A 25,231-nucleotide genomic window follows, 5' to 3' on the forward strand; every position below is an offset into this window, starting at 1 on the left:
ACATCACATACAAGCCTAATGAGCAAAGTGAAATAAAACAGGCCAACCTGACCTTTACCGCTAACGAGGCCTCCAAGACCTACGACGGCACAAAGGACGTTATCGGTGACAATACCTATACTCATACTGCCCTTGTCAATGACGAATACATCAGTGTTGACCCCACGGTTGCTTACGATAATGCCAATGTCAATGACAAGTCCAAGGGTGAATATAGAACCGTTGATTTCACCAAATATGCTACTATTCTCAACAAACAGGGCGAAGACACCACCCAAAACTACAACATCACATACAAGCCTAATAATTACAGTGAAATAAAACAGGCTGAACTGACTTTGACCGCGAAACAGGTCGCCAAGAGATACGATGGCACGACCACTGTAGAAGGAAAAAAGCCTTACTACACGGCCACCGGCCTGGTCAATGGCGAAAAGATCGACGGCGTGGAAGTTGAATATGACAAACCGGAGGTTGGCATCGGCAACAAGATCGTGAAAATCACCAATACGGGTGTCATAACGACCGCCGACGGAAAGACCGTTACCACCGATAACTATATAATCACACCTGTGGAAAACAAGACCAGCACTATAACCGATGTTAATTCTCCTGATCCTAACATCGATCCTCAGGAAGACACCAACAAGGCTATCGACAACTACAACAACATCACCGGTGATATCCATACCACCGATACTTCCGGCACTGATGGCGACGATCCCGATGGCAATAACCAGCTCAAAGACGGTGCTGGCAATACCGCCATTGACACGACCAACGACAAACAGGCCATCAAAGTTGATGAAGAGGCTTTGGCCAAGGCATTGCATGAAGATGGTAACGACGGCGTAGATATTTCCTCCCAAAAATCCGGCGAAGTAGAAACAGAAACCATCAATGTAGGTGACTTCAGCGATGGAGACGAATCAGGAAAGGCGGCCAAATAAATGAAGAAATCCGTTATCGCAATTTCACTTTTAGCATGCAGTACAGGCGCTCTCGTTCAGGCAGCCCCGGCTGTTCCACAGCCGGGCAGTGACCTGAACCAGGCACCCAAACCCGCGCCCCGGATTGAAAATCAATTACCCGGCACTCAGAACAACAAGAAAAAGGAACTGCGTTTCACCCTCAAAAAAATCATCGTGGAACAGCCGGAAACCCATTTTTCCGACAAGAAGCTTACTGCCATTGCCAATAAGGCCGTGGGACATGAAATCAACGTCAGGGATTTGGAAAATGTCCTGTCCGAACTGGCGTTCTATGCCCGCCATCACGGCTATCCGGCCGCATACGCCTATGTCCCGGAACAAAAGGCCAAAGGCGGGGTGTTGCGCGTACGCATGGCTCTGGGACGTTACGGTCAGATCAAGATTGACAACGAAGCATCCAAGGGTGCCGAACATCGCGCCAAAGGCCTGATTGCGGGGCTGAAACCCGGCGACGTCATCGAAGAACGCTCGTTGGAAACCCGCCTCTTCAACGTCAATGAAATGTACGGTGTGAATGCCCGCGGCACCTTGGAACCTGGCAGCCAGGAAGGCACCAGTAATTTGATTGTGCATATGCGCCCCGGCAGACGGCAAACCGTCACGCTCTATTCCGACAACTACGGCTCCCGCTCCTCCGGCCGCTACCGTTATGGTGTACAGGCAGGCTTCATGGGACTGGGCGATACGAGCGGGCGGCTGACCGTAGGCGGCCTTATCTCCAACAACCACCTGCATAACTACAACGTAGGCTGGGATATGATGACCGGACACAGCGGTACCAATATCGGCATCCGCCACAGCCGCATGGATTACGAACTGGGCAGCAATCTGGCCGATTTTGGCGCCCGCGGCATCGCGAACACCACGAGCCTATTCGGCACCACCCCAATCTGGCGTGCCGCTCGCAGCAGTCTGGCTGTGAACTACGGCTTTGACTATCGGGATATCACAGACGAAATGCGAACAGTCGGAATCCGGGTTGACAAGCACAGCCATGCTTTCCATATCGGCCTCGACGGCGTTGTCCGCAACGGCAAAGGCTTAGCCATCCATAAGCAGCTCACCGTCTATACCGGCAATGTATCCGCTGATTCTGACTGGGGACATCGTATGGGCAAAGCAGCCGGCACGCTTGGGCACTTCACCAAGGGCGTGCTGGATCTGGCCGCCCTCCAAAAGCTCGGCCATAGCTGCGACCTGTTGGTGAAATTCCAGGGACAGAAGGCCAGCAAAAACCTTGACAGTTCCGAACAGATTTATCTGGGCGGCGCCAGAGGTGTCCGGGCTTATCCTTCCGGCGAAGCTGCCGGCGATGAAGGCTATCTGAGCACGGTGGAACTGCATTACCGTACGCCGCTTAGGGGTGTCATGCTGCGCACCTATTACGATTTGGGCCATGTACGTCTTTCCAAAGACAGCCAGCGGGGTGGGGAAACCCTGCAGGGCTGGGGCGTTGGCTTGACCTGGCAGCACCCAAGCCGATACTTTGCCCGTCTGGACTACGCCAGACGCATCGGCCTGCCGGATAATCCCAGTAAAGATGCTCATAGCAAACAGCGCATCTGGTTTATGGCTGGTAAGACGTGGTAACACCATAGTGACAAATAAAAAAAGAGGCTGCGGCCTCTTTTTTTATTTTCTGCCCACATCAATAGTGGTGATATTATTGCCACTGGCATCCAGCAAGCTGATGGGCGCCAAGGTTAATTTTTTGTCTTTGATCTGCAAAGCATCCGTGCCCACGGTGAAACCGGCAAATTCTATGGCCACATCATAGAACTGCAAATCATGATAGGCCTGATTGAATTTACCGCTGATACGCTTGAACGGCATGATCCGATAACGTCCCGGTCCGGAGATAAAACTGCCGGAAGCTGCCGTTTCCCGGCTCGTGCCCTTGGAAGCCAGATCCATCTCCACATCTACATCGCAATAAAGGTGCCCTTGGGGCAAAGCCTGCGCTGCCTGCAGGCCCTTGCCCCTGCCATGGATATTATAATAGCGGGTGTCCAGATCATAGACTCCATCCGCTTCCAGCTGACCGCCATAAACGCTGGCCGTCACATCATCAAATTTCAGTTTCGCCCCGTCATAATAGATTTTTCCCTGTACATCCTTGAAGTACAGGCCTGGAATATGCAATTCCGCCATCTTCAGCTCGCCTTCGCCGCTGATGTCATTAAGTGGCCCGGTCAAATGGCTGTCCATGGTCATCTTGTCATGGATGTTGATACCCAGATCCAGCGATGACGGATCAACATCCACGAAACTCAGCTGCAGATCCCCCACGGGAACTTCAGCGCTGGCAAAATCGACCTTGCCCTTCAGATTCACATTGCTGCCGATCATAGTCCCGCCGAAACTGCCCGTTCTGGCATCAATCGTCATGATTTTATCCGTATTGATATCAGCGGACAGGTTCACCCGGGACAAAAGATAATGCCGCGCCTTGTGGAATACTTCCAGCCGGCAGTTCTCGAACTTCAGTTCCATGCGGATCTTCCTGCCAGCCCGGTCAAAGTTCTTCCATTGCTTAGCCATCTTCTCGGCCCGCTTTTTCCTGCGGAATTCACCGATTCTCCTGCGCTCTTCCTCACTTTTGCCCACTAGGCTGACTTTCTTCTGCCAGTCCTCTTCCTCCTCCTTGACCTCCTTCATATCCCGGGAGCCACGCACGAAGTCCACGGTCATATCGTCAGCCAGATGCACGGATACCTCCGCATCTTTCAAGGTTAGTTCCTGAATGGTCGTGGATTTGAGATGTCCCGTCACCACGTCCCAGGGGCGCGCATGGAAATGCCCCTCGGGTACCCGCAGGATCAATCTCCCCTCCGGATCACGCCATTCCAGATTGGTGAAATTCACATCACCAGTGATATGAGCCACGATCTTTTCGGCAGTGATGGTTCCCTTGAGCATATCCTGCTCCGTCATCGCCTGATTGAAAATGGCCGCAGCGCCACGGCTGAAAACTTCGAGAACGAGGAAGATGGCGAGGAAAATTGCCGCTATGGATATAAGCAGGGCCCTTTGCCAGTGAGTACGAAACCATGACAACATAAAGCACCTCCCTTTACTCCATCTCATCCGCCCCTTACGGAGCACCTTCCCCTCTAGGGGAAGGCTTTTATTCTTCGGTCTGATAGTTTATCAGCAGTTTGTCGGCCTTGGCCTTGGCCTTGGGCCATTCGCTGTTGATTCTCTCACCCATCAGCTTCTTGCCGATTACATCGGGATGCAGGCCGTCGAGGGCATATTTCGTGGGCAGCAGGCCGTCCGGGCAGTCAAAGGCCGCAGCGGTATCGATATAGACCTGGCTGCGGATATAGGCATTGACCACCGCAAAGCGTTCCTGATAATCCGGCGCTGTCGGCTCCTTGAAGATATGCTGGATATTGTCGGGATTCACCGGTGGTAAGGTCAGGAATATCGGGGCGATATTATTCTCCAAGCATTTGCGCTGAATAGTCTTCAAACAGTCAATGACCACTTGCGGATTCTCGCCGGCCCGCAGGCTGTTGCTCCCCGTCATGATCAGCAGATAATGCGGATGGAACGGCAGGACATCCTTGTCAAAGCGGTCCCGCGTCATCTGCGCCGTATCACCGCTCTGCGATAAATTCACGGTGGAAAAATCCAGATACTTCAAATAGCTGAACTCGAAATCCGCCGGCCCGAAAGAAAAGCGGCCGCCACCGTGGCTGATGCTGTCGCCGAGCACCCCTACTTCCCAATTATCGCGCGGAGAAACCTTATAATACTGCACCTTTGACCAATTGCCTATGGTATTGCCATCCTTATCAAAGGACAGCACCCGCCAATAAAAGCCATTGACCAACGGCCGCGGTTCCGGATCATAGATTTCCGACATGTCCACAAACAATGTCGCAAACGGCTGCACCTTGGTATTGACCTCGGGATTCTCGTGATAGAGCGCTACTTCATAACTCTTGGCATTGTACTGCTGTACCCAATGATAGACCGGATACAAAAGAGCTGTGCCTCGCTCGCCCGAATAATCTGTTACGATTTCCGGCGCATTCATCGGTGGGATATCGGGACTTGTCCATAACGCCGCCGGCTTGCTGAACGGTGTCATGGGATTGCCATCAAAATCCATGGAACGCACCCGCCAATAGAGTGGGCGCTTGCCTAAGTAATCAGCTGCAAACTCCTGCAGGGGCGGATTGTAACGGTTCTGATACACCCGCCGCGTGCGGTAGATGGCCGAAGTCGATTCGCTGTTGGCATCCAAAAAGAACGGCACCGAGGCAAAGAACTCTACCTCGTAGAAAACGGCATCGGTATCCTTTTCCCATTCAAGTATCGGCGAATAGGACACCGGCGTGTGTTCGGTGGTGGCCAGCAGCTTATTATCCGTCCCCACCTGATGCGATTTCTGCGCCTGATAAAACAGGATGCCCCCCATAGCTCCGCCGATAACACAAAGAGTCAGGGCAATGATCAATATATAAGTTCGTTTCTGACGCCACCAGGTCATAACAGTTTAAATCTCCTTATATCTATAGTTACGGAAAACCTTTATCTGCTGATTCCGTACCCAGCTGCCGATTTCCGGACCTTTCAGTGTTTTCGGCGCCTGACAGCCATCCACCTGCAAAAGCGCGGTGATAATAGCCGGCGCTTCCTCCAAATAGTCCGGCAGACTATGATGATCAGCCCGGATGATTGCCTGAAATCCCTCTACGGATAAAGGAACTGCTGCCACTTTGAGTAATAGTTCCACAATCTTGCCGGGCTTCGTAAGCCTTGCCGCCCGCATATGCTCGCGGATGACAAACTTCCCCGCCTGCACCCAGCGCTTTGGCAGCGTCATGCGCCGGTTCCAGCTATGCAGCACATCTACGCCCCGCACCTCATGTCCATAATGATGCGGCAGCATTTCCGCAGGTGTGAGCCCTTTACCCAGATCATGGACAAGACCAGCAAACCGGGCCAGCAAATCATCCGTTTCTGCCGCCACCGTGTCCACCACCAGCATAGTATGCTCGAAAGCATCACCTTCGGGATGGAAGGCCGCTGGCTGCGTCTTGCCGATAAGTGCTGCCAGCTCCGGGAACGTCACTTGCAGGAGATTCGTCTCCTGCAGGGCACGGAAAAAGACCGATGGCTTCTCCGTCAGCAAGGCCCGCTTGAGTTCCTGCAACAGCCGCTCCGTTGGTTCCTTGGCCAGTTCCTCCCGGCAGGCCGTCATGGCCGCCCTGGCTTCCGCCGATAAGCTAAAGCCAAATTCTGCCGCCTGCCGCGCCGCCCTTAGTGCCCGCACAGGATCTTCGGCAAAGTGATGGGACACGGGCCGGATAATGCCCTGCTCGATATCTTTTTTACCGCCATACAGGTCAAAGATTTCCCCGCCCGGCAGTTCCATGGCCAAACTGTTGATGGTGGTATCCCGGCGGTACAGATCCTCTTCGAGCGTTACCTCCCGGCCATATTCCACGACAAAGCCCCGGTAGCCCTCGCCCTGCTTTTCCTCCTTGCGGGCAAAAGCCACCTCCGCATGCTGGCCGTCAATATCGACCAGATACACGGGAAAGGCCTTGCCCACCCGCGGCGCATGGGGAAAACAGTGTTGGAAAGTTTCCTCGTCAATCCCTGCCACCATATAGTCCTTGTCATGCGCAGGCACCTGACGCAAAAAATCCCGCACCCAGCCGCCCACGATAAACACGCGGGCGCCTGCGGCGCGGACTGTAGTTACAAATTCTATTTCTTTCATAATCCTATCTATCATTAATAATATGTGCCCCGCGGGTATCGAGATCCATGATCAGGATATCCGCCTTGACGCCATGCTGGGCAAATGTTTCCTTCATGGCCTGCCCCACCGCTTCTTCCACATGGCGGCGCTGGAGGCAATAGGCTATGAGGCACGGACCGGCACCGCTGAGGCTGGCGCCCAAGGCGCCGGCTTTCTTTGCTGCGTCAAATACCTCATACATGCCCGGAATCAGGGATGCACGATAAGGTTGATGCAGGGCATCTTCAAACACATTGCGCAGGAATTTCTCATTCCCCTTGCAAAGTGCCGCCGTCATCATTGCTGCCCGGCCGATATTGTTGATGGCATCCTTCATGGATACTTCCTTGGGCAAGACTTCCCGGGCCTTTTTCGTGGACAGCGGGAAATCCGGCACGGCGACCACAAGCTTGAGCCGCATCTTGGGAATCAAGGTAAAACATTCCACATCCCCGCGCGTCGTGGTGCTGACGGTGAAGCCGCCATAGATGGCCGGCGCTACATTGTCCGGATGGCCTTCAATGGCCGTAGCGAACTGCAGCAGTTCCTTGCGGGTAAAGCGGTTATTCAAAAGCGCATTTGCGCCCTTAAGGCCTGCCACGATAGCCGTGGCACTGCTGCCCAGGCCACGGGACAGGGGCACATTGTTTTCCATATGGATGACCGCCCCCTTATAGGTATCCTCCATATGGGCTTTCTTCAAGATATACTGCACCGACTGCCAGACAATATTACGCTCGTCACAGGGAATATTTTCGGCACCGGCACCACTGATGGTAATCTTGCAGCCCGGTTCTTCCGTCAATCTCAACTGCAAGTCATTGTAGACCGTGCAGGCCAGGCCGATAGAATCAAAGCCCGGACCGCAGTTGGCACTTGTTCCCGGGACTCTCACCCAGATGCTGCGACTATCCAATGACTTACCCCCGTTCCTGTTCAACGCGAATGACACTGCGAATCTCATCCACCACCGGCAGAGCCTTCAAGGCTGCCAGCGCCGCTTCAATCTGCGCATGTTCCACACGATGGGAAATGGCGACGATTTCTGCATGGTCCACGATGTTGCGGTGCGTCTGAATAACCGACTCCAGGCTTACGCCAGCATTGCCAAAAGCCGTGGCCACATAGCCCAGTACGCCGGGCTTATCGTCCACGAGCAGGCGCACGTAATAGGAAGACTTCGTTTTCTCGATGGGGCAGATGGGCTTATCCTCATAGCAGGTGCAGCGTACCCGGCCAAAGTTCTCGTGCAGGATATCACGCGATACATCGATGATATCGGCCACGACTGCCGAAGCCGTCGGCAGGGAACCTGCGCCCTGACCATAGAACATGGCATCGCCGATGGCATTGCCACGCACGAAGATGGCATTGAACACGCCGTTGACCGAGGCCAGCGGATGATCTTTCGGCAGGAAGACCGGGTGCACCCGTACATCCACACCATAGTCCTTATTATCCTTGCCCACAGCCAGCAGTTTAATCACATAGCCCAGATTTTTCGCATATTCGATATCATCCGGAGTGATCTTCGTGATACCCTCCACGGACACGTCTTTGAGTTCCACGCGAGTATTGAAGGCCAAGGACGCCAGGATTGCAGCCTTGCGTGCCGCATCGAGGCCATCCACATCAGCCGACGGATTGGCTTCGGCATAACCCTTTTCCTGTGCTTCCTTGAGCACGCTGTCATAATCGCTGCCGCATTCCGTCATCTTGGTCAGCATATAGTTGGTCGTACCGTTGACAATGCCCATGATTTCCGTGACTTTGTTGGCGGTCAGGCACTGCTTGAGCGGCGTGATGATAGGAATGCCACCGCCGACGCTGGCTTCAAAGAGGAAGTCCACATTCTTTTCCTCGGCCTTGGCAAACATTTCTTTGCCGAACTGGGCCACGACGTCCTTATTGGCCGTTACGACACTCTTGCCCGCGTCCATTGCGCGCAACATATATTCCTTGGCCGGCTTGAGCCCGCCCATGAGTTCTACGACAATCTGGATTTCCTCATCCTGCAGGATATCCTCAATCTTATCCGTTACCTTGATGCCTTCTAAAAAAGGGCGCACCTTACTGCAGTCCCGCACTAAGACCTGCTTAACCTCTAGTCTTGCTCCCACGCGCTCGGTAATCTGCGGCCGGTTCATCTCCAGCACCTTAACCACTCCAGAACCTACGGTTCCGGCTCCGAGCACACCAATCTTAATCACTTTCTGCATACGGTACACCCCTTCTTCTATTCAATTAAGCCTGACCAAGAACTTCCAAACGTTTGACACCATCTACCATGCGCAGCTTGTCAAGCAGAGCTTCGAGATCTACGCTGAGGTTCATGGTCTCAATGGATACGGTAGCGTTAGCCACGCCCTGCAGGGGAATGCCCTGATTGATGGTCATGACGCTGCCGGAATCCTGGGAAATCGTGTTGAGTACGCTGGAAAGAACGCCCTTCTTGTGTTCAAGCAGGAACGTCAGCGTGACAATCTTGTTCTGGCTGGCTTCATAGAAGGGGAAAACATAATCCTTGTACTTGTAATAGGCACTGCGGGACAGTTCCATTTTCTCCACTGCTTCATTGATGGTACGAGCATCGCCGCGTTTAAGCATTTCTTTTACTTTGATGGTTTTCTTAATAGCCTCCGGAAGGATCTCTTCACGGACGAGGAAAAAACCGCTTTTCTGTTCGTTCATGTATTACGCCTCCAATGGATAATTTTCTACTGACAAAAGATAGTATAACATACTTTGTATACATTGTCACTGTATTTTTTACTTTTGTCCACTCGTCAGCGTTTTGCCGCTTGGATTTTGCTTTCTGTGCCATTCATCAGACGGCCAATGTTGCTATGGTGACGGACAATGATAAACACTGCCGCCAGAACACCAAACAAGATGAATTCCAAGGAATACCCCTGCAGCCAGGCCAATACCGGTACACAGGCGGCAGCCACAATGGAACCCAAGGATACATAACCGGTTACCTTGACAATAGCCAGCCAAAGCAGGAACACGATCAGTGCCGGCAGGGGCATCAGCATCACCATGACGCCGAGCCCCGTGGCTACGCCCTTGCCCCCCTTGAACTTCAGGAACAGGGAGCAGGAATGCCCCACAATGGCCAGGATGCCGCAGACAATCATAAAGAGCGGCGTTCCCACAAGCAAAGAGCCCAGATAAACGCTCAAAGCGCCTTTGGCAAAATCCAGCAGGAAGATGCAGGTACCGGCGGTCTTGCCCAGCGTGCGCCAGGCATTGGTTGCACCGATATTATGACTGCCATGCTCCCGCAGGTCCGTATGCCAGATGGCCTTACCGAGCCAGAGGCCGTTGGGAATGGAGCCGAGGATATAAGAAAGGATACCTGCAATCAGCATATCTTCCATCAATAATCCTCCTCCTCATCACGGGCACGGACAATCAGGCGGATTGGCGTGCCTTCAAAGCCGTACATTTCCCGCAGGCGGTTTTCGATAAACCGCAGATAGGAGAAGTGCATGAGTTCCGGATCGTTGACGAAGATGATGAACTTGGGCGGCTTGATGTCAGCCTGCGTCATGAAGAGGATCTTCAGGCGGCGGCCACGGTGCATCGGCGGCGGGTTGATGGAAACCGCATCGCGGATGAGCTCGTTGAGGACGCTGGTCTTGATGCGCATGGACTGCTGTTCGGCTACGTACTTCACGAGTTCCGTCACGCGGCCGACACGCTGACCGGTCAAGGCCGAAGCATAGAGCACCGGCGCATACTGCAGGAAGCCGATTTCCTCGCGCAGGTCTTCGGTGAAGCGCAGGGTTGACTTGTCATCCTTGTCCGGGAAAATATCCCATTTGTTGACCACGATGACCACGCCCTTGCCAGATTCATGGGCATAACCGGCAATCTTCTTGTCCTGCTCGGTGATGCCTTCAAAAGCATTGATAACCATGAGGACAACATCAGCTCTATCGATAGCACGCAGGGAACGCATGACACTGTAGCGCTCCACAGGCTCGTCAATCTTGCCGCGTCGGCGCATACCGGCTGTGTCGATCAGCATAAACTTCATATCGTCCTTGACAAAATGCGTATCGATGGCATCACGGGTGGTGCCCGCCACATCGCTGACGATCACGCGCTCTTCGCCCAGCAGTTGGTTGACCAACGAGGACTTGCCCACATTCGGACGGCCGATTACAGCGATGCTGATCTCATCCTCGTCCTTTTCCTCGAGAACTTCCTCGGGGAAAGCCGCCACGATGGCATCCAGCAGGTCGCCCAGGTTCATGACGTTCGTCGCAGACAGAGGAATCGGATCGCCCAGTCCCAGATTATAGAACTCATAGATGTTCATTTCCAGCTGGGGACTGTCAATCTTGTTGACGCCCAGGATAACGGGCTTTTTGGTATTGCGCAGGATTTTGGCGACTTCCTCATCGGAGGTGGTCAGGCCAGCACGTCCGTCCACCAAAAAGAGGATAACGTCCGCCTCTTCCATGGCGATTTCCGCCTGGCTGCGCATGGATTTCAGGATATGGTTGCTTTCATCGAATTCGATACCGCCGGTATCGATCATCGTGAACTCATGGTTCAGCCATTCGGCATCCAGATAGATTCGGTCCCGGGTTACGCCCGGCATATCGTCAACGATGGAAACGCGTTTCTTGCCAATCTGGTTGAACAGCGTGGACTTGCCCACATTCGGACGTCCGACGATGGCAACGATAGGTTTGCTCATTGTTTACCTTCTTTCTATTTTACTCCACAGGCTTCGTATAGCCTGCATTGCTCTGCCAGGTATAGGCAGTCTCACTTTGACGGTTCTTATGGTAATGGCTCCAGTCCGTCAGCGCACGATAGTAGTCCGCGCCCCCCTGCACCGGCTCCACACGGATATCCGGGAAATGAGCCGCAAATTCCTGCAAAGTCATATCGTCCAGGAAGATATCCTCCCCGGCCCTGAGCGCCGGTTCCGGAATAATCAATGCCTGACGCGCTCCGGCATCGGGCATATCAGCCAGCGTGTCTAATATATCCTTAGCCGTCAGCAGTCCGGACACATTGACAGTCGAACCGAAGTGCCTGTTCTCCACCGGCACGATGCGTACCTGCAGATTTTTGACCGTCAAAGATTTGGCCAGCTGCTCTAACACCGGCGCCACAGCTGTACCGGTCACCACATCAATAATGAACGGTTCATCGTAACCATTTGACTGGTCAGCATTTTGACCGGTCAATTCCCAGTCATTGATAAAACTGCGCGTCAGGCCGATGCCATTATCGAGCTGCGGAAAGCCGTCATAGAAATTCGTTGGCGGCACCTCTCGGCCGGCCAGGAAATAGAATTCATCCCCCAGATAGAGGAACGTGCGTCCCTCTTCCTGCTGGAACTTCTTCTGCCATTTCTCCACCATATCGATAACCTGAGCAGCCCCCTCCTTATCAAACTGTTTCAAGGGGAACGGATCGGTGCGGTATTTGGTGATGCCCACGGGCACGATAGCCATGGACAGGGCATGGGGACGGCGGGCCGCAATCTCGCGGATGGAACGTTCCAGCTCCTCCCCATCGTTGAGCCCAGCACAGAGCACGATCTGCGTATGATAGTCGGCACCGGCATTTTCCAGATTATCGAGCTGCTCAGCAATCCGGGCCGCACCTTTACAGCGCAGCATTTCGGCCCGCAGTTCCGGGTTCATGCACTGCACCGACACATAGAGAGGCGACAGATGGAACTGCTCAATGCGCTTGAAATCCGCCGGCCCCATATTGGTCATGGTCACAAAATTGCCATAGAGGAAGGACAGGCGGTAGTCATCATCTTTGATGGACAGGCTGCCGCGCATATTGGGGGCAATCATATTGACGAAGCAGAAATAGCAGTTATTGGCGCAGTTGCGGATACCGTCAAACACGGCCGACTCAAACTCCACGCCTAACTCTTCATCAAAGTCCTTATCAAAGGAGATGATTTCGCGCTCGCCATCGGCATGCTCTATGGTCAAGTCAATCTCTTCATCGGCCATGGCAAAGCTCAGATCAATGATATCCCGCAGGGGCTGGTCGTTGATGGCGACGATCTTATCGCCGGGCACAAGCTCCAGTTCTTCTGCCAGACTCCCCTCGTTTACCCTGGAGATAATCCCAGCATATTCCTTACTCATATATCTATATCTCTTTCATTCAGTCCTATACCATCAATCACTAAAACAAAGGAGTGATGGAAAACATCACTCCCCTGTAGGTATTCTGTTATCTAATAAGGCGAATTAGTTAGCCTTCGTGATGGACAGCGAAATGCGTTTACGCTTCGTGTCGATGCGCAGAACCTTAACTTTGACTTCATCGCCAACATGAACAGCTTCATCAGCACGTTCGATGCGCTTTTCAGCCAGCTCGCCCATCGGAATCAGGCCATCGAAGCCCGGTTCGATTTCCATGAATGCACCGAAGTCCGTCAGCTTGATGATCTTGCCTTCGATGATGTCGCCTTCAGCGTACTTTTCAGCATTGTCGAGCCAGGGATCACGCATGGTGTCTTTTACGGACAGGGAGATGCGCTTAGCTTCCTGATCGATGCTCTTCACGTATACATCCAGTTCCTGGCCAACTTCCAGAACATCAGACGGATGCTTCACGCGGTTCCAAGCCAGGTCGGAGATATGAGCCAGACCATCTACGCCGCCGATATCGATGAATGCACCGTAGTCCACGATACGCTTAACCGTACCACGAACGATCGTATCCGGCTGCAGCGTGGAGAATACTTCGTCTTCCTTCTCAGCGCGAACAGCTTCGAGGAGCTTGCGGCGGGACAGAACGAGACGCTGCTTATGCACATCGATTTCGATGATTTCGCATTCTACCGTCTGGCCAGCGTATACAGACAGATCCTTCACGAAGTGCAGTTCCATCTGGGAAGCCGGGATAAAGCCGCGCAGGCCGTTTACGGATGCTACGAGACCGCCCTTGACTACCTGGTTGATGGTAGCCTGAACCGTTTCGCCGCGTTCCATAACAGCTTCCATTTCCTTCCAGGCAACCATGCGGTCAGCCTTAACCTTGGAAAGGATGCCGCCGTTGTCGCCACCCAGGGAAACGATGTAAACGTCGATCTTGTCGCCAACTTTTACTACATCCTCAGCGGATTCCGGAGCCGGGTAAGCCAGCTCGCGCTTCGGAATAGCAATTTCCTGCTTGTATCCGATATCGACATAAGCCTCATCGCGGGAAACCTGAATAACTTCGCCCGTAACAACCGTACGTTCTTCGATATTCGGCATTGCATTTTCGGCCTCTGCCAAGAGTTCTTCCATATTCATCTGTTCTGACACTTTTTATATACCTCCTTGATAATCCAGTCAGGCGTGGATGCGCCCGCTGTAATACCAATTTTTTCAATTTTATCAAACCACTCATCCTGCAATTCATCTGCAGTTTCGATATGGTAAGTTAAGCATTTTTCTGCACAAATTTGGGAAAGCCTTGAAGTATTGGCGCTATTCTTACCGCCAACCACCAGCATCATATCGACCTTGGCTGCGAGGTCTAAGGCCGCCCGCTGCCGCTGATCCGTTGCCGTGCATATGGTTCGTTGTATATGGACATCCCGGGATTTTTCCAGCAAATGTACAACAATATCCTTGAATTTCTCCCCGGAAAATGTTGTCTGACAAACAATCCCTAATTTCGCACAGGAATCCAAGGCATCCGCCTCTTCTTCTGTCTCGATTATCGTTGCCTTGCCATAAGACCACTCGAAGATACTGCGCACTTCCGGGTGCTTCTTCTCACCGATAATGACCACCGTGCAGCCATCATCAATCAGCTGCTTAGCTGACAATTGCGCTTTCTTCACATGGGGACACGTTGCATCCACCAGATTAAGGCCACGTTCTTCCGCCTTCGCATAGACATCCGGCCCTACACCATGGGAACGGATAATCACAGTTCCACGGTCCATTTCCTCTAAATCATCCACCGTCCCTACGCCTTGCGCTTTGAGTCGGTCCACCACCTGTGGATTATGGATGATTGGCCCCAGGGTAGAAGCGGTGCCATCAGCGGAAGCATTTTCCTGCGCAATGTTTACGGCGCGCTTCACGCCATAACAAAAGCCAAGATAATCTGCTAAAATGACTTCCATACATCAACCACCATTATTGTAAATTATGCCTAAACGGTATACTTTTAGCCCGTTTTCACAATCTAACATACATAATAGCATAGTACGATGGGGTTTGGCAAGAAATTTTTTGACAAATTTCCTGTTTACCATTGTATTTTTTTACAATCACTTACAACCGGATAAAATTCTCCAACATGGTCTTCCCCGCCGGAGTCATGATGGATTCCGGATGAAACTGTACGCCATAGATCGGATAGTCGCGATGCTGCACCGCCATGACCTCTCCATCCGCGGTCTGCGCGGTTACCTGCAGGCAATCCGGCAGATTATCTGCCTCAGCCGCTAATGAGTGGTAACGGGCCACCAGCATGTTCTGGGGACAGCCGGCAAACAACGGGCAATCCTCCGTGAACTGCACGGCTGACTGCTTGCCATGCATCAGCTGCTTGGCGTATGTCACCACACCGCCAAAAGCTGCACAGATGGCCTGATGTCCCAGGCATACGCCCAAGGTCGGAATCTTTTTCCCCAGCACCGCAGCAATCTCCATGATGTTGCCGGCATCCTCCGGGCGCCCCGGTCCCGGTGAAAGGATGATCCTATCCGGCTGCAATGCCTCTATTTCCGCTACGGACAGTTCGTCATTGCGGATTACCTTGATATCCGGATTGATGCTGCCGATCAGCTGATATAGATTGTAAGAGAAGCTATCGTAATTATCCACCAGCAAAATCATAATTCATCATCCTCCGCATATTCCAACGAGCGCACCACCGCTTTGGCCTTGTTGATGCATTCCTGATATTCCTTCTCCGGATTCGAGTCAGCTACGATGCCTGCCCCGCTGCGTACAAAGACCTGTCCGTTTTTCTTGTAAGCGATGCGGATGGCAATGCAGGTATCCATATTGCCGGTAAAATCGATGTAACCGATAGCCCCGCCATAAATGCCCCGCTTGTTGCCCTCGAGCTCACCGATCAGCTGACAGGCACGGATCTTCGGCGCCCCGGAAAGCGTCCCTGCCGGCAGCACCGCCGCAACGGCATCCAACGCATCCTTATCCGCGCGAATCCTGCCGCGCACCGTGGAGCCAATATGCATCACATGGGAGTAGCGCTCGATGGAATGGAGCTTCTCCACTTCCACAGAACCGAATTCGCTGATCTTGCCCAGATCGTTGCGTCCCAGGTCCACGAGCATATTGTGTTCCGCCAGTTCCTTTTCATCCGCCAGCAGTTCCTGCTCCAGCGCGATATCCTCTGCCGCCGTCCTTCCCCGAGGACGGGTACCCGCCAGTGGGAAGGTATGCAGGACGCCATCTTCGAGCTTGACCAGCGTTTCCGGCGAAGCCCCGGCCACTTCCACATCCAGCCCCGAGAAATAGAACATATAGGGCGAAGGATTGATGGTTCTCAGCACCCGGTAGGTATTGAGCAGGCTTCCTTCGAACGGTGCTGCCAGACGGTTGGAGAGCACGATCTGGAAGATATCGCCCTCGTGGATATGATGTTTGGCTTTCTCCACCATAGCACAGAATTCTGCCTGCGAGAACAGTGGCTGCACCTCTCCCAAAAGCTTGCCGTTCACATTCTCGCCCTTAGCCCCGCTGCGCAGCAATTTCACCATCCGGTGCAGTTCTGCCACAGCCTGCTGATAACCTGCCTCCCCGTCGTTCAGGAACATATTGACCATCAGCACGATCTTCTGTCGCACATTATCGAAGGCAATGACCTTGTCAAAGAGCATGAGATCGACATCCCGGAAGTTTTCCGTGTCCTCTACCTTCACCTTGGCCTTGGGCTCGCTATAGCCGATGAAATCATAGGCAAAATACCCCACCAGCCCGCCGGTGAAGGGCGGCAATTCCGGCAGGCGCGGACTGCGGAAGCCAGCCAGTATCCTGCGGATTTCTGCCGCAGGATCTGCCGTCTGCACCGTACGTTCCCCTGCCTTGAATTCCCCATTGAGGCAGGTCACCTCCATGCGCGGTTCAAAACCTAAAAACGTATACCGCCCCCACTTATCACTGGCCTGAGCTGATTCCAGCAGATAGCAATGGTCACTGACATTCTTCAGGATTCGCAGCGCCTCCATAGGCGTGATGAAATCTGCCAGGATTTCACAGCTCACCGGCGCAATATCAAACTGACCAGTCACTTTCAATTTTTCTATATCACTGAACTCGGGAAAAAACTTCACGGTAAAGCCTCCTTCGATAACACTCATATACTGAGAGATTATCATTTCAGCAGCTTTATGTCAAGAAAAGTACACTATATTGTAACATTCTGTCCACAAACTAAGTTTTTCCACTCCTTTAGTTAACCAATTAAAAATTTAATGTTGACTTTTCTTTTCTTTAACCTTATCTTTAATACAGAACAATAAATCATTTTTACCACAATCATAAACAAAGGACTTGATACCATGAAAACAGCTTCTCTTGCTCTGGCAGAAAAAATCATCGGCGGTTACCGTCTGACACGTCAGGATAATCTGCAATTCTTCCTGCAGGAACCACTGGAGGAATTATCGGCCGGGGCCGGAATCCTGCAGAAACATTTCTGCGGCAGCCATGTGGACCTCTGCACCATCATCAACGGCCGCAGTGGCCGCTGCAGCGAGAACTGCAGATACTGTGCCCAAGCCGCCTGTCATCATACCGGCATCGACGAATACCCATTCCTGCCGCAGGAGGAAATCCTCGCCAACGCTTGGGAAAACCAGCAGGCCGGCGTCAATCGCTTTGCCATTGTCACCTCCGGCCGTGCCCTAGTCGGCAAGGAATTCGATCAGGCCATTGCGGCTTACGAAAAGATGCGGGACACGCTAACGATTGACCTCTGCGCCTCCCATGGCCTCATCAGCCGTGAACAATTCCGCCGCCTGAGAGCCGCCGGAGTCACGAGCTATCATCACAATATCGAGACCTCCCGCCGCTTCTTCCCACAAATCTGCACCTCCCATACCTATGATGACCGCATCCGGACCATCAAGATTGCCCAGGAAGAAGGCTTCTGTGTCTGCTCCGGCGGCATCATCGGCATGGGCGAGACCTGGGAAGACCGGCTGGATATGGCCATAAGCCTGGCCGAGCTTCATATCATGTCCATCCCCATCAATGCCCTGATGCCCATAAAGGGAACGGGGCTGGAAAACCAGCCCCGCCTTGCTCCGGAAGATATCCTGCGCACCATTGCCTTCTTCCGCTATATCAATCCCGAAGCCAATATCCGGCTGGCCGCAGGGCGCAAGCTGTTGCCGGAAAACGGCGCCACAACTTTCCTGCATGGCGCCTCCGCCTCCATCACCGGCAATATGCTGACCACCTCCGGCACCACCATCAAAGAAGACCTGGCCATGCTGACCAAGTTAGGACTCAGCAATAGATAAGACTTCATGCAAAAAGCCGCGTCAAAAGCTGCATGACTTTTGACGCGGCTGTATTTTATTTGCGATGATTCTTGAGAAAGTTCTCGATGCGGTTGAGCGCTTCGGAAATCTTGTCGATAGCCGTTGCATAGGAGCAGCGGACATGGCCCTCACCGCACTGGCCGAAGGCACTGCCAGGTACCAGGGCCACGTGTTCCGTGGTCAAGAGTTTTTCGGCAAACTCGTCGGAGGTATAGCCCGTGGATTTGATGGATGGGAAGATGTAGAATGCGCCTTTCGGCTCGAAGCATTCGAGGCCCATCTTGGTCAGCCCGTCATAAATCAGACGGCGGCGGCGGTCGTATTCGGCCACCATCTTCTTCATGTATTTCTCACCATGGCGCAGAGCTTCCACAGCGGCAACCTGAGCTGTGATTGGCGCACAGAGCATGGTGTACTGATGAATCTTGGTCATGGCGGCGATGACCATGGGATTGCCCAGAGCATAGCCGATACGCCAGCCCGTCATGGCATAGGCCTTGGAGAAGCCGTTGAGCAGGATGGTCCGGTCCTTCATGCGCGGCAGGGACGAGAAGCAGACGTGTTCCTCGCCGCCATAGGTCAGATCGCCGTAGATTTCATCGGAAATGACAATCAGGTCATGTTTCTCGGCAAAATCAGCCACGGCCTCCAGATCCTTGCGCGTCATGATGGCACCAGTTGGATTGTTCGGATAGCCAATCAGGAGCACCTTGGTTTTGTCCGTGACATGTTCTTCGAGCTCTTCCGGCGTGATGCGGAATTCGTTCTCAATCTTGGCCGGTACAGCCACGGGCACGCCACCCGCTAAGATCGTACAAGCCTGATAGGATACATAACAGGGCTCGGGAATCAGCACCTCATCGCCAGGAGCCAGAATGGCGCGCATGGCGATATCGAGCGCTTCGCTGACGCCAACCGTCACCAGTACTTCGGTATTGGCATCGTATGCAGTGTTGTAGCGGCGCTGATAGAGGTTCACGATTTCCTGCCGCAGTTCCGGCATACCGCGGTTGGCGGTATAGGAAGTGTAGCCCTGTTCGAGGCCATAGACGCAGCTTTCGCGGATGGACCAGGGTGTTACAAAGTCCGGTTCACCTACGCCCAGCGAAATCACATCGTCCATCTGGGCAGCGATATCAAAGAACTTGCGGATGCCGGACGGCGCAATGGCGTTAACGGCCGGCGACAGGAGCTGCTCCCAATTCATCTTGTCTGCCATCAGGGGGACACCACCAATCTGCGGTCACGTTCCTCATCATTGATGATGACGCCGTCTTTTTTATAGGGTTTGAGCATGAAATGGCTGCGGGTAGCCGTTACGCCTTCGATGGTAGCCAGGCGGGTAGCTACGAAGTTGGCCACATCGTTCAGGGACTTGCCTTCGATGATAACGAGCAGGTCGAAGCTGCCGCTCATGAGGTAAACCGTGCGCACTTCGTCAAAACGATAGATGCGCTCGGCAATAGCATCAAAGCCCACTTCCCGCTGAGGCGTCAGATTGATCTCGATGATGGCGGTTACCGTATCATCACCGAATTTTTCCCAGTTGATCAAGGTATTGTAGGAAAGGATGATCTTGTTCTTCTCCAGGTCCTTGATATTCTTCTCTACTTCGTATTCACTGCGCTTGAGCATGGCGGCCAGCTCTCCTACCGGACGGCGGGCATCATGTTCCAAGAGTTCCAACAGTTCACGCATACTATATCCCCTTTCAGCTCTTTGCAGAGGTTCATACAAGAAATCCTCGTCCTGCACGGGACGAGGACTTAACACATTTACACACTCGTAGATTATAGCATAATTGCCACTAATGGACAAGTTTGTGTTTACCGAGCTCAGGCAAACAAGGCCTTGGCAAAGTCTTCGGCCACGAACGGACGCAGATCCTCCACGCCCTCACCGACGCCAATCCATTTGACCGGCATGGACAGCTGGCTCTTGATGCCGATGACCACGCCGCCCTTGGCCGTGCCGTCAAGTTTCGTGAGCACGACACCGGAAATTGGTGCGGCCTTGGTGAAGAGTTCCGCCTGACTGATGGCATTCTGTCCCGTGGTAGCATCGAGCACGAGCAGGGTTTCATGAGGAGCACCCTTGATTTCACGGCCAATCACGCGGTTGATCTTCTCGAGCTCCTGCATGAGGTTGGATTTGTTCTGCAGGCGGCCGGCCGTATCGATGATCAGCATGTCAATATTGCGGGCCACAGCGGCCTTGACGGCATCATAGGCGACGGCTGCGGGATCGGAACCTTCCTCATGCTTGATGAGCTGCGCACCGCTGCGCTGCGCCCAGACTTCGAGCTGGTCAATGGCAGCAGCGCGGAAAGTATCGGCAGCCGCCAGCATGACGCTCTTGCCCTGTTCCTTGTAATAGGAGGCCAGCTTGCCGATGGTCGTGGTCTTGCCTGCGCCATTCACGCCGATGACCAGCAGCACCGTAGGGCCGTTCTCGGCTACACGGGTGGTATCTTCGCCGGCATTGAGAATCTCGGCGATTTCCTTGGCCAGGAAGGGCTTGAGGTCTTCGGGCGAATTGATTTCCTTTTTCTTGATGCCCTTGCGCACGGCCGTCATGAGCTTGTCCGTGGTCTGCACACCCACATCGGCCATGATCAAGGTTTCTTCGAGTTCTTCGAGGAAGTCCTCATCGATATCGGCATAGCCGATGACCAGCTTCTCAATCTTGTTGGTCAAATTTTCTCTGGTCTTGTTCAGGCCTTTTTTCAGTTTGTCAAAAAATCCCATAATCAAACTCCTTATTCTACTTCGTCTATTTTCACCGACAAAATCTTCGAAACGCCGGCATCTTCAATTGTCACGCCGTAGAGGGTGTCCACGGCTTCCATGGTTCCCTTACGATGGGTGACCACAATAAACTGGGTGTTCTCGGCAAATTCCCGGAGGAAGGAACCGAAGCGCACCACATTGGCTTCGTCCAAAGGCGCATCGATCTCGTCGAGCACCGAAAACGGCGACGGACGATAGCGCAGGAAGGAAAAGAGCAGCGCGATAACCGTCAGCGCACGCTCACCGCCGGACAGGGCCGAGAGGTTCTGCCGCTTCTTCTGTGGCAGTGTCACGAGGATGTCCACGCCAGAATTGAGCACATCATCCTTGTCCGTCAGCTGCAATTCGGCCTTGCCGCCGCCAAACAGGCGCACGAAGATTTCCCCGAAATACACCTGGATTTGGGCAAAGGCCTCCTTGAACTGCCTGGTCATGGCCTCGTCCATATCGGCCAGGATCTTTTCCAGGTCCTCCTTGGCCGTATTGAGATCCCCTGCCTGCTTTTCCATGAAGTCATGGCGCTTCAGGAGTTCCTCATATTCTTCCAGCGCATTTGGGTTGACCGGTCCCAATTCCTTGAGCTTGCGTTCCAGCTGCTGCATATTGGCCTTGATTTCGGCTGGCTCCCCTTCCATGGCTTCCTTGGCCGCCCGCTCGGGTGTCAGGCCATATTCGGCGAGAATGGTCTCCTGCAGAGCTTCAAGCTTCATGTCCAGCTTGTTCTGCGTGATCTCATGACTCTGGATAGCATCCTGCAGGCGGTTGCGTTGCTGGGAGGCTGCTGCGGCTTTCTTGTCCGCTTCCTGCGAAGCTTCCAATTTGTCCATGCGTTCCTTGTAGATATCGTCATGGAGCTCCTGTCCCTCATCGTAACGATCCTGCCAATTATGCTGCTGGGCGTCCAAAACCTTCAAACGGTCAACGCTGTCCACCAGGCTGGCATCCAGGTCGCGCTCTTCCTGCTCGTTGGCCTTCAAAGCCTCCTCACTGGCATTCTTGGATCTGGCCCGCAATTGCAGGAACTGCGTATTGCCCAGGATTTCCTGCTCCAACGCAGCCCGCTTGATTTCCCGGTCATTGATATAACGGCGCAAATCCTCGGCATCCTGCACGAGGTCTTCGAGTTTTTCCCGGGCCTTTTCCAGTTCCTTGTCCAACTCATTATAACGGCCTTCGGCTTCTGCCGCTGCCCGCTTGGCCAGGACCTTCTTTTCCTGCATTTTGGCAAAGCTCTTCTGGAATGTCTGCAGTGCTTCTTCGATCTCTGCCACTCTGGCCTGCTGTTCCGTTCGATTCTGGTCAGCGGCCTGCAGATTGGTTTCGAGTTCCGCCCGGGAAATACGCTGCCGCTGCAGGCTTTCCTGAAGCTGTTGCAAATCACGCTCCAAAGCCTGCAACTGCTGCGTTTTCTCTTCCCTCTGGGCTATGAGTTTCTGGCTGTCAGCCTGCAGCGAGGTGATCTTGCCCTTCAGATCCTCGATTTCACCGCTGCGGTTCAGGAAGCTGGCCTCTGCATGCTGGCGACTGCCGCCTGAGAGCGAGCCACCAGGGTTCAGGAGCTCGCCGGACAGCGTCACGATGCGCAGGCGCTGTTCGTGTTTGCGGGCAATCAGCAGAGCATTGTCCAGTGTATCCACCACCAGGGTGCGGGCCAGCAGGAAGTCAATCGCCTTCTGATAGCGTTCCTCCGTCTGAACCAGCGTATTGGCCCAGCCGATAACACCAGCTCCCCTGCCTTCTTTGATGCTCTGTGACGGACGCACCACCAAAGTCGACAAGGGCAGGAATGTCACGCGCCCCTGTCGTTCCCGTTTGAGGAAATTGATTGCCGCCTTGGCCGTATCCGTATCCTGCGTGACCACATTCTGCAGATTGCCGCCCAAGGCCACTTCAATCGCCGTCACATAGTCGCGGGGCACGTCGATAAGCTCGGCCACGGCACCAGCCACGCCGCTGCGCCAGCTCTCCTGTGACTTCAGCACAGCCTTGACCGCCTTGCCAAAGCCCTCATAAGCCTGCTGCATGCGCGTGAGAAACTGCAGTTTGTTCTCCGCCGTATGCAGCTGCTGGCTGTTCTGGTTCAGCTCCCGCAGGATCTGCGCCTGTTCAGCTTCGGCCTGTTTGCGGCCCGCCGCAGATTGCTGCCATTTCGCCTCATCGGCTTTAAGTCCGGCCTCTGTCTGCTGCAGTTTCTTTTGCAGCATATCCTGTGCATCCTCTAGATCCGCCAGTTTTTCTTTGGCCTGATGGAGTTCGTCTTCCCGATTCTCCTGATCGCCTTCGCTGTTTTCCAGGTCCCGCTGGGCCAGCGCGTATTCCTGCTTGCGGGCATTCCATGCTTCAAGCTGCTGTGCCCTTGCCTCTTCTAATTCACGCTCCCTCTGTTCCTGCTCACGGATCATTTGAGAGAATTTCTTCTGCTTGGCCTGTTCCTTAGTCAGGAGTTCATCCAACAGCGCCAGATCCTGTTTCTGCTGATGCTGGTCCGCTGTCAGCTTTGCAATCTCCGCCACCATCTGAGCAATCTCACTGCTTAGGTTTTTGCGGCGTTCCAAGATCCGGCTGCGCAGGTCATCGCTCTGATCCTGACGCTCCTGCAGCTTGGCCATTTCCCGGGCAGCTTCTTCCATCTTCTGGCGCAGAGCCTCATTTTTGGCAGCCTGCGCCTGCATCTTCTGTTCCAGGTCGATGATGCTCTTGTGCAGTTTTTCCTTCTCGGCCGCCAGCGCCTGCACATTGGTATCGGCCGCAAGCAGTTCATCCCGGAACTTTGCCAGTTTTGCTTCATTGTCGGCCCGCTTCGCGGCTTCCTGCCTATAGTCAAAGGACAGTTTGGCCAGCTTGCAGTGCAGATACTCCTCATTGAGTCCATTGTATATCCGCGTCTTTTCCGCATGGCGGGACAGCGGTTCCAGCTGGTTTTCAATCTCATGAATGATATCCTGTACTCGCACGAGATTGTTTTCCGTATCGGTAAGCTTGCGCACCGACTCCCGCTTGCGGTTGCGGTACTTGGTGATACCTGCCGTCTCCTCGAAGAACGCACGACGGTCCTCGGGACGGCTGTTTAGGATATCGTCAATGCGGTTCTGCCCGATGATGCTCATGCCGTCATGGCCGATGCCGGTATCGGCAAAGAGATTATAGATATCCTTCAGCCGGCAGCGGGAGCGGTTGATATAGAACTCACTGTCACCATTGCGGTAGAGCCGGCGCGTCACCACCACTTCCCGGAAATCCACAGGCAGTGTGCCGTCATTGGCAAAGAACAGGGAAACCTCCGCCACGCCTAACGCCTTGCGGGAGGCCGAACCCGTGAAGATGATATCCTCAGCCTTGGTACCACGCAGGTTACGGACATTCTGCTCACCCAGCACCCAGCGGATGGCATCGGTGATATTGCTCTTGCCGCTGCCATTCGGGCCGACGATTGCCGTGATGCCCTGGTCAAAATCTATGGTTATCTTATCTGCAAAAGACTTAAAGCCATAAGCCTCCAAGCGTTTTAACTGCAAAATCTACACCTCATTCACGATTCACACATACCCTATATCATACCATATTTACGTCTATTGCGAAACCGCGTATAATAGATGGCAGATATATCCGAAGTCACACAGGTGACCTCTGAGCCAAATCAGATAACCATTGCGGTCAACAAACTCAACCATACCCGCGATATAATTGCCGCCAGCAAAAAATTCACTGCCTCCATCATCAGCCAGAACGCGGACTTTTAGCTATTCAAGCGCTTCGGTTTCCAGTCGGGAAAAACGTGGATAAATTTGCCGACTTCATCTGCCCGCTCTGCAAACACCCGGCTTCAGATTTTGAACGCGTAAACTAAACAGCCAAAAGGTTAGGAAAAAACTTAACCTGAAAAGCCCGCTGACAAAAATGCCAGCGGGCTTTTGCGTAAATTGCAGTTTGTCGGTTAGTTCGTGCCAAAATAATCCCGCACATACGCAGTCAGGGGTGAACGGGGGCGTACTTTTGCTGTTTCCGCTAAACGACCCTCCCTGCAAATTTAGAGCTGTTTAGCTGGATGCGCCGGGCAGGCCAACGGCGCGTCTTTCAGAGTGCTTTCTAGGCATTACCTGAGTCGGGCCGGTCTTCGCTGCGCTCAGACTGTCGCTCCCACAGCAAAAGCACGCCCCCGTTCGCCCCAAGA

21 protein-coding genes are annotated in these 25,231 nt (G+C 53.5%); 4 read left to right on the top strand and 17 right to left on the bottom strand.

Annotation, left to right across the window (positions count from 1 at the left end; genetic code table 11):
• Nucleotides 1-950 (top strand): hypothetical protein (locus BLQ59_RS16090; protein ID WP_176756816.1); only part of this gene is annotated, 950 nt, incomplete at its 5' end.
• A complete protein-coding gene (locus BLQ59_RS13350) occupies nucleotides 951-2,582 on the top strand; it encodes a ShlB/FhaC/HecB family hemolysin secretion/activation protein (RefSeq protein ID WP_074573346.1) in 1,632 nt (543 codons plus the stop codon).
• A gap of 42 nt (nucleotides 2,583-2,624) precedes the next feature.
• Here the strand turns inward: BLQ59_RS13350 and BLQ59_RS13355 are convergent, their stop codons facing one another.
• From BLQ59_RS13355 to trpE, 13 genes are all read right to left on the bottom strand, one after another.
• Nucleotides 2,625-4,052: an AsmA family protein gene (locus tag BLQ59_RS13355; protein WP_074573347.1), complete on the bottom strand. Its 1,428-nt coding sequence runs from the start codon at nucleotides 4,050-4,052 to the stop codon at nucleotides 2,625-2,627.
• 67 nt (nucleotides 4,053-4,119) lie between these two features.
• Nucleotides 4,120-5,493 carry an SGNH/GDSL hydrolase family protein gene (locus BLQ59_RS13360; RefSeq protein WP_074573348.1) on the bottom strand — a complete coding sequence of 458 codons (1,374 nt, stop codon included), beginning with the start codon at nucleotides 5,491-5,493 and terminating at the stop codon, nucleotides 4,120-4,122.
• A gap of 6 nt (nucleotides 5,494-5,499) precedes the next feature.
• The gene (locus BLQ59_RS13365) at nucleotides 5,500-6,732 is read right to left on the bottom strand and encodes a tRNA nucleotidyltransferase/poly(A) polymerase-related protein (RefSeq protein ID WP_074573349.1); all 1,233 of its coding nucleotides are present in this window, start codon (nucleotides 6,730-6,732) and stop codon (nucleotides 5,500-5,502) included.
• 4 nt (nucleotides 6,733-6,736) lie between these two features.
• Nucleotides 6,737-7,669 carry a homoserine kinase gene (gene thrB / locus BLQ59_RS13370; protein ID WP_074573350.1) on the bottom strand — a complete coding sequence of 311 codons (933 nt, stop codon included), beginning with the start codon at nucleotides 7,667-7,669 and terminating at the stop codon, nucleotides 6,737-6,739.
• 4 nt (nucleotides 7,670-7,673) lie between these two features.
• Nucleotides 7,674-8,972, bottom strand: a complete 1,299-nt coding sequence (locus BLQ59_RS13375; protein ID WP_074573351.1) for a homoserine dehydrogenase — start codon at nucleotides 8,970-8,972, stop codon at nucleotides 7,674-7,676.
• Nucleotides 8,973-8,997: 25 nt separating this feature from the next.
• Nucleotides 8,998-9,444 (bottom strand): ACT domain-containing protein, encoded by a 447-nt coding sequence (locus BLQ59_RS13380; RefSeq protein WP_014424166.1) that lies wholly within the window; start codon nucleotides 9,442-9,444, stop codon nucleotides 8,998-9,000.
• Nucleotides 9,445-9,539: 95 nt separating this feature from the next.
• Nucleotides 9,540-10,136: a glycerol-3-phosphate 1-O-acyltransferase PlsY gene (gene plsY, locus BLQ59_RS13385; protein WP_074573352.1), complete on the bottom strand. Its 597-nt coding sequence runs from the start codon at nucleotides 10,134-10,136 to the stop codon at nucleotides 9,540-9,542.
• Nucleotides 10,136-11,467 carry a ribosome biogenesis GTPase Der gene (der, locus tag BLQ59_RS13390; RefSeq protein ID WP_074573353.1) on the bottom strand — a complete coding sequence of 444 codons (1,332 nt, stop codon included), beginning with the start codon at nucleotides 11,465-11,467 and terminating at the stop codon, nucleotides 10,136-10,138. Before der ends, plsY begins: the two co-directional genes overlap by 1 nt.
• A 19-nt stretch (nucleotides 11,468-11,486) precedes the next feature.
• Complete coding sequence (locus tag BLQ59_RS13395; RefSeq protein WP_074573354.1) at nucleotides 11,487-12,893, bottom strand: DUF512 domain-containing protein; 1,407 nt, start codon at nucleotides 12,891-12,893, stop codon at nucleotides 11,487-11,489.
• A 105-nt stretch (nucleotides 12,894-12,998) separates the two neighbouring features.
• Complete coding sequence (gene rpsA, locus BLQ59_RS13400) at nucleotides 12,999-14,045, bottom strand: 30S ribosomal protein S1 (protein ID WP_256324685.1); 1,047 nt, start codon at nucleotides 14,043-14,045, stop codon at nucleotides 12,999-13,001.
• Between the two features lie 2 nt (nucleotides 14,046-14,047).
• Nucleotides 14,048-14,875, bottom strand: coding sequence for a 4-hydroxy-3-methylbut-2-enyl diphosphate reductase (gene ispH / locus BLQ59_RS13405; RefSeq protein WP_074573356.1), 828 nt, complete (start codon nucleotides 14,873-14,875; stop codon nucleotides 14,048-14,050).
• A gap of 151 nt (nucleotides 14,876-15,026) precedes the next feature.
• Entirely contained in the window at nucleotides 15,027-15,593 is a 567-nt protein-coding gene (locus tag BLQ59_RS13410; RefSeq protein WP_074573357.1) for an anthranilate synthase component II, read from the bottom strand.
• Nucleotides 15,590-17,056, bottom strand: a complete 1,467-nt coding sequence (gene trpE / locus BLQ59_RS13415) for an anthranilate synthase component I (protein WP_074573358.1) — start codon at nucleotides 17,054-17,056, stop codon at nucleotides 15,590-15,592. The genes BLQ59_RS13410 and trpE overlap by 4 nt, the downstream gene beginning before the upstream one ends.
• A gap of 228 nt (nucleotides 17,057-17,284) precedes the next feature.
• Here trpE and bioB point away from each other — a divergent pair, with 228 nt between their 5' ends.
• The gene (bioB, locus tag BLQ59_RS13420) at nucleotides 17,285-18,250 is read left to right on the top strand and encodes a biotin synthase BioB (protein ID WP_074573359.1); all 966 of its coding nucleotides are present in this window, start codon (nucleotides 17,285-17,287) and stop codon (nucleotides 18,248-18,250) included.
• Between the two features lie 55 nt (nucleotides 18,251-18,305).
• Here the strand turns inward: bioB and BLQ59_RS13425 are convergent, their stop codons facing one another.
• From BLQ59_RS13425 to smc, 4 genes are all read right to left on the bottom strand, one after another.
• On the bottom strand, nucleotides 18,306-19,478 hold the full coding sequence (locus BLQ59_RS13425; RefSeq protein WP_074573362.1) for an aminotransferase class I/II-fold pyridoxal phosphate-dependent enzyme: 1,173 nt from the start codon (nucleotides 19,476-19,478) through the stop codon (nucleotides 18,306-18,308).
• 11 nt (nucleotides 19,479-19,489) lie between these two features.
• The gene (locus BLQ59_RS13430) at nucleotides 19,490-19,969 is read right to left on the bottom strand and encodes an Lrp/AsnC family transcriptional regulator (protein ID WP_026761049.1); all 480 of its coding nucleotides are present in this window, start codon (nucleotides 19,967-19,969) and stop codon (nucleotides 19,490-19,492) included.
• A gap of 137 nt (nucleotides 19,970-20,106) precedes the next feature.
• Nucleotides 20,107-21,018 carry a signal recognition particle-docking protein FtsY gene (ftsY, locus tag BLQ59_RS13435; RefSeq protein WP_074573360.1) on the bottom strand — a complete coding sequence of 304 codons (912 nt, stop codon included), beginning with the start codon at nucleotides 21,016-21,018 and terminating at the stop codon, nucleotides 20,107-20,109.
• 11 nt (nucleotides 21,019-21,029) lie between these two features.
• Entirely contained in the window at nucleotides 21,030-24,575 is a 3,546-nt protein-coding gene (gene smc / locus BLQ59_RS13440; protein ID WP_074573361.1) for a chromosome segregation protein SMC, read from the bottom strand.
• Nucleotides 24,576-24,653: 78 nt separating this feature from the next.
• Here smc and BLQ59_RS13445 point away from each other — a divergent pair, with 78 nt between their 5' ends.
• The gene (locus tag BLQ59_RS13445) at nucleotides 24,654-24,800 is read left to right on the top strand and encodes a PNPOx family protein (RefSeq protein WP_143005366.1); all 147 of its coding nucleotides are present in this window, start codon (nucleotides 24,654-24,656) and stop codon (nucleotides 24,798-24,800) included.
• Nucleotides 24,801-25,231 lie beyond the last annotated feature (431 nt).

The organism is Pseudoselenomonas ruminantium (assembly GCF_900104055.1).
GTDB lineage: Bacteria > Bacillota > Negativicutes > Selenomonadales > Selenomonadaceae > Selenomonas_A > Selenomonas_A ruminantium_C.

Coding starts and splice junctions, on each gene's coding strand:
- BLQ59_RS13350 (WP_074573346.1), top strand. CDS start 951: ATGAAGAAATCCGTTATCGCAATTTCACTTTTAGCATGCAGTACAGGC.
- BLQ59_RS13355 (WP_074573347.1), bottom strand. CDS start 4,052: ATGTTGTCATGGTTTCGTACTCACTGGCAAAGGGCCCTGCTTATATCC.
- BLQ59_RS13360 (WP_074573348.1), bottom strand. CDS start 5,493: ATGACCTGGTGGCGTCAGAAACGAACTTATATATTGATCATTGCCCTG.
- BLQ59_RS13365 (WP_074573349.1), bottom strand. CDS start 6,732: ATGAAAGAAATAGAATTTGTAACTACAGTCCGCGCCGCAGGCGCCCGC.
- BLQ59_RS13375 (WP_074573351.1), bottom strand. CDS start 8,972: ATGCAGAAAGTGATTAAGATTGGTGTGCTCGGAGCCGGAACCGTAGGT.
- BLQ59_RS13380 (WP_014424166.1), bottom strand. CDS start 9,444: ATGAACGAACAGAAAAGCGGTTTTTTCCTCGTCCGTGAAGAGATCCTT.
- plsY (WP_074573352.1), bottom strand. CDS start 10,136: ATGGAAGATATGCTGATTGCAGGTATCCTTTCTTATATCCTCGGCTCC.
- der (WP_074573353.1), bottom strand. CDS start 11,467: ATGAGCAAACCTATCGTTGCCATCGTCGGACGTCCGAATGTGGGCAAG.
- BLQ59_RS13395 (WP_074573354.1), bottom strand. CDS start 12,893: ATGAGTAAGGAATATGCTGGGATTATCTCCAGGGTAAACGAGGGGAGT.
- rpsA (WP_256324685.1), bottom strand. CDS start 14,045: ATGGAAGAACTCTTGGCAGAGGCCGAAAATGCAATGCCGAATATCGAA.
- ispH (WP_074573356.1), bottom strand. CDS start 14,875: ATGGAAGTCATTTTAGCAGATTATCTTGGCTTTTGTTATGGCGTGAAG.
- BLQ59_RS13410 (WP_074573357.1), bottom strand. CDS start 15,593: ATGATTTTGCTGGTGGATAATTACGATAGCTTCTCTTACAATCTATAT.
- bioB (WP_074573359.1), top strand. CDS start 17,285: ATGAAAACAGCTTCTCTTGCTCTGGCAGAAAAAATCATCGGCGGTTAC.
- BLQ59_RS13425 (WP_074573362.1), bottom strand. CDS start 19,478: ATGAATTGGGAGCAGCTCCTGTCGCCGGCCGTTAACGCCATTGCGCCG.
- BLQ59_RS13430 (WP_026761049.1), bottom strand. CDS start 19,969: ATGCGTGAACTGTTGGAACTCTTGGAACATGATGCCCGCCGTCCGGTA.
- ftsY (WP_074573360.1), bottom strand. CDS start 21,018: ATGGGATTTTTTGACAAACTGAAAAAAGGCCTGAACAAGACCAGAGAA.
- BLQ59_RS13445 (WP_143005366.1), top strand. CDS start 24,654: ATGGCAGATATATCCGAAGTCACACAGGTGACCTCTGAGCCAAATCAG.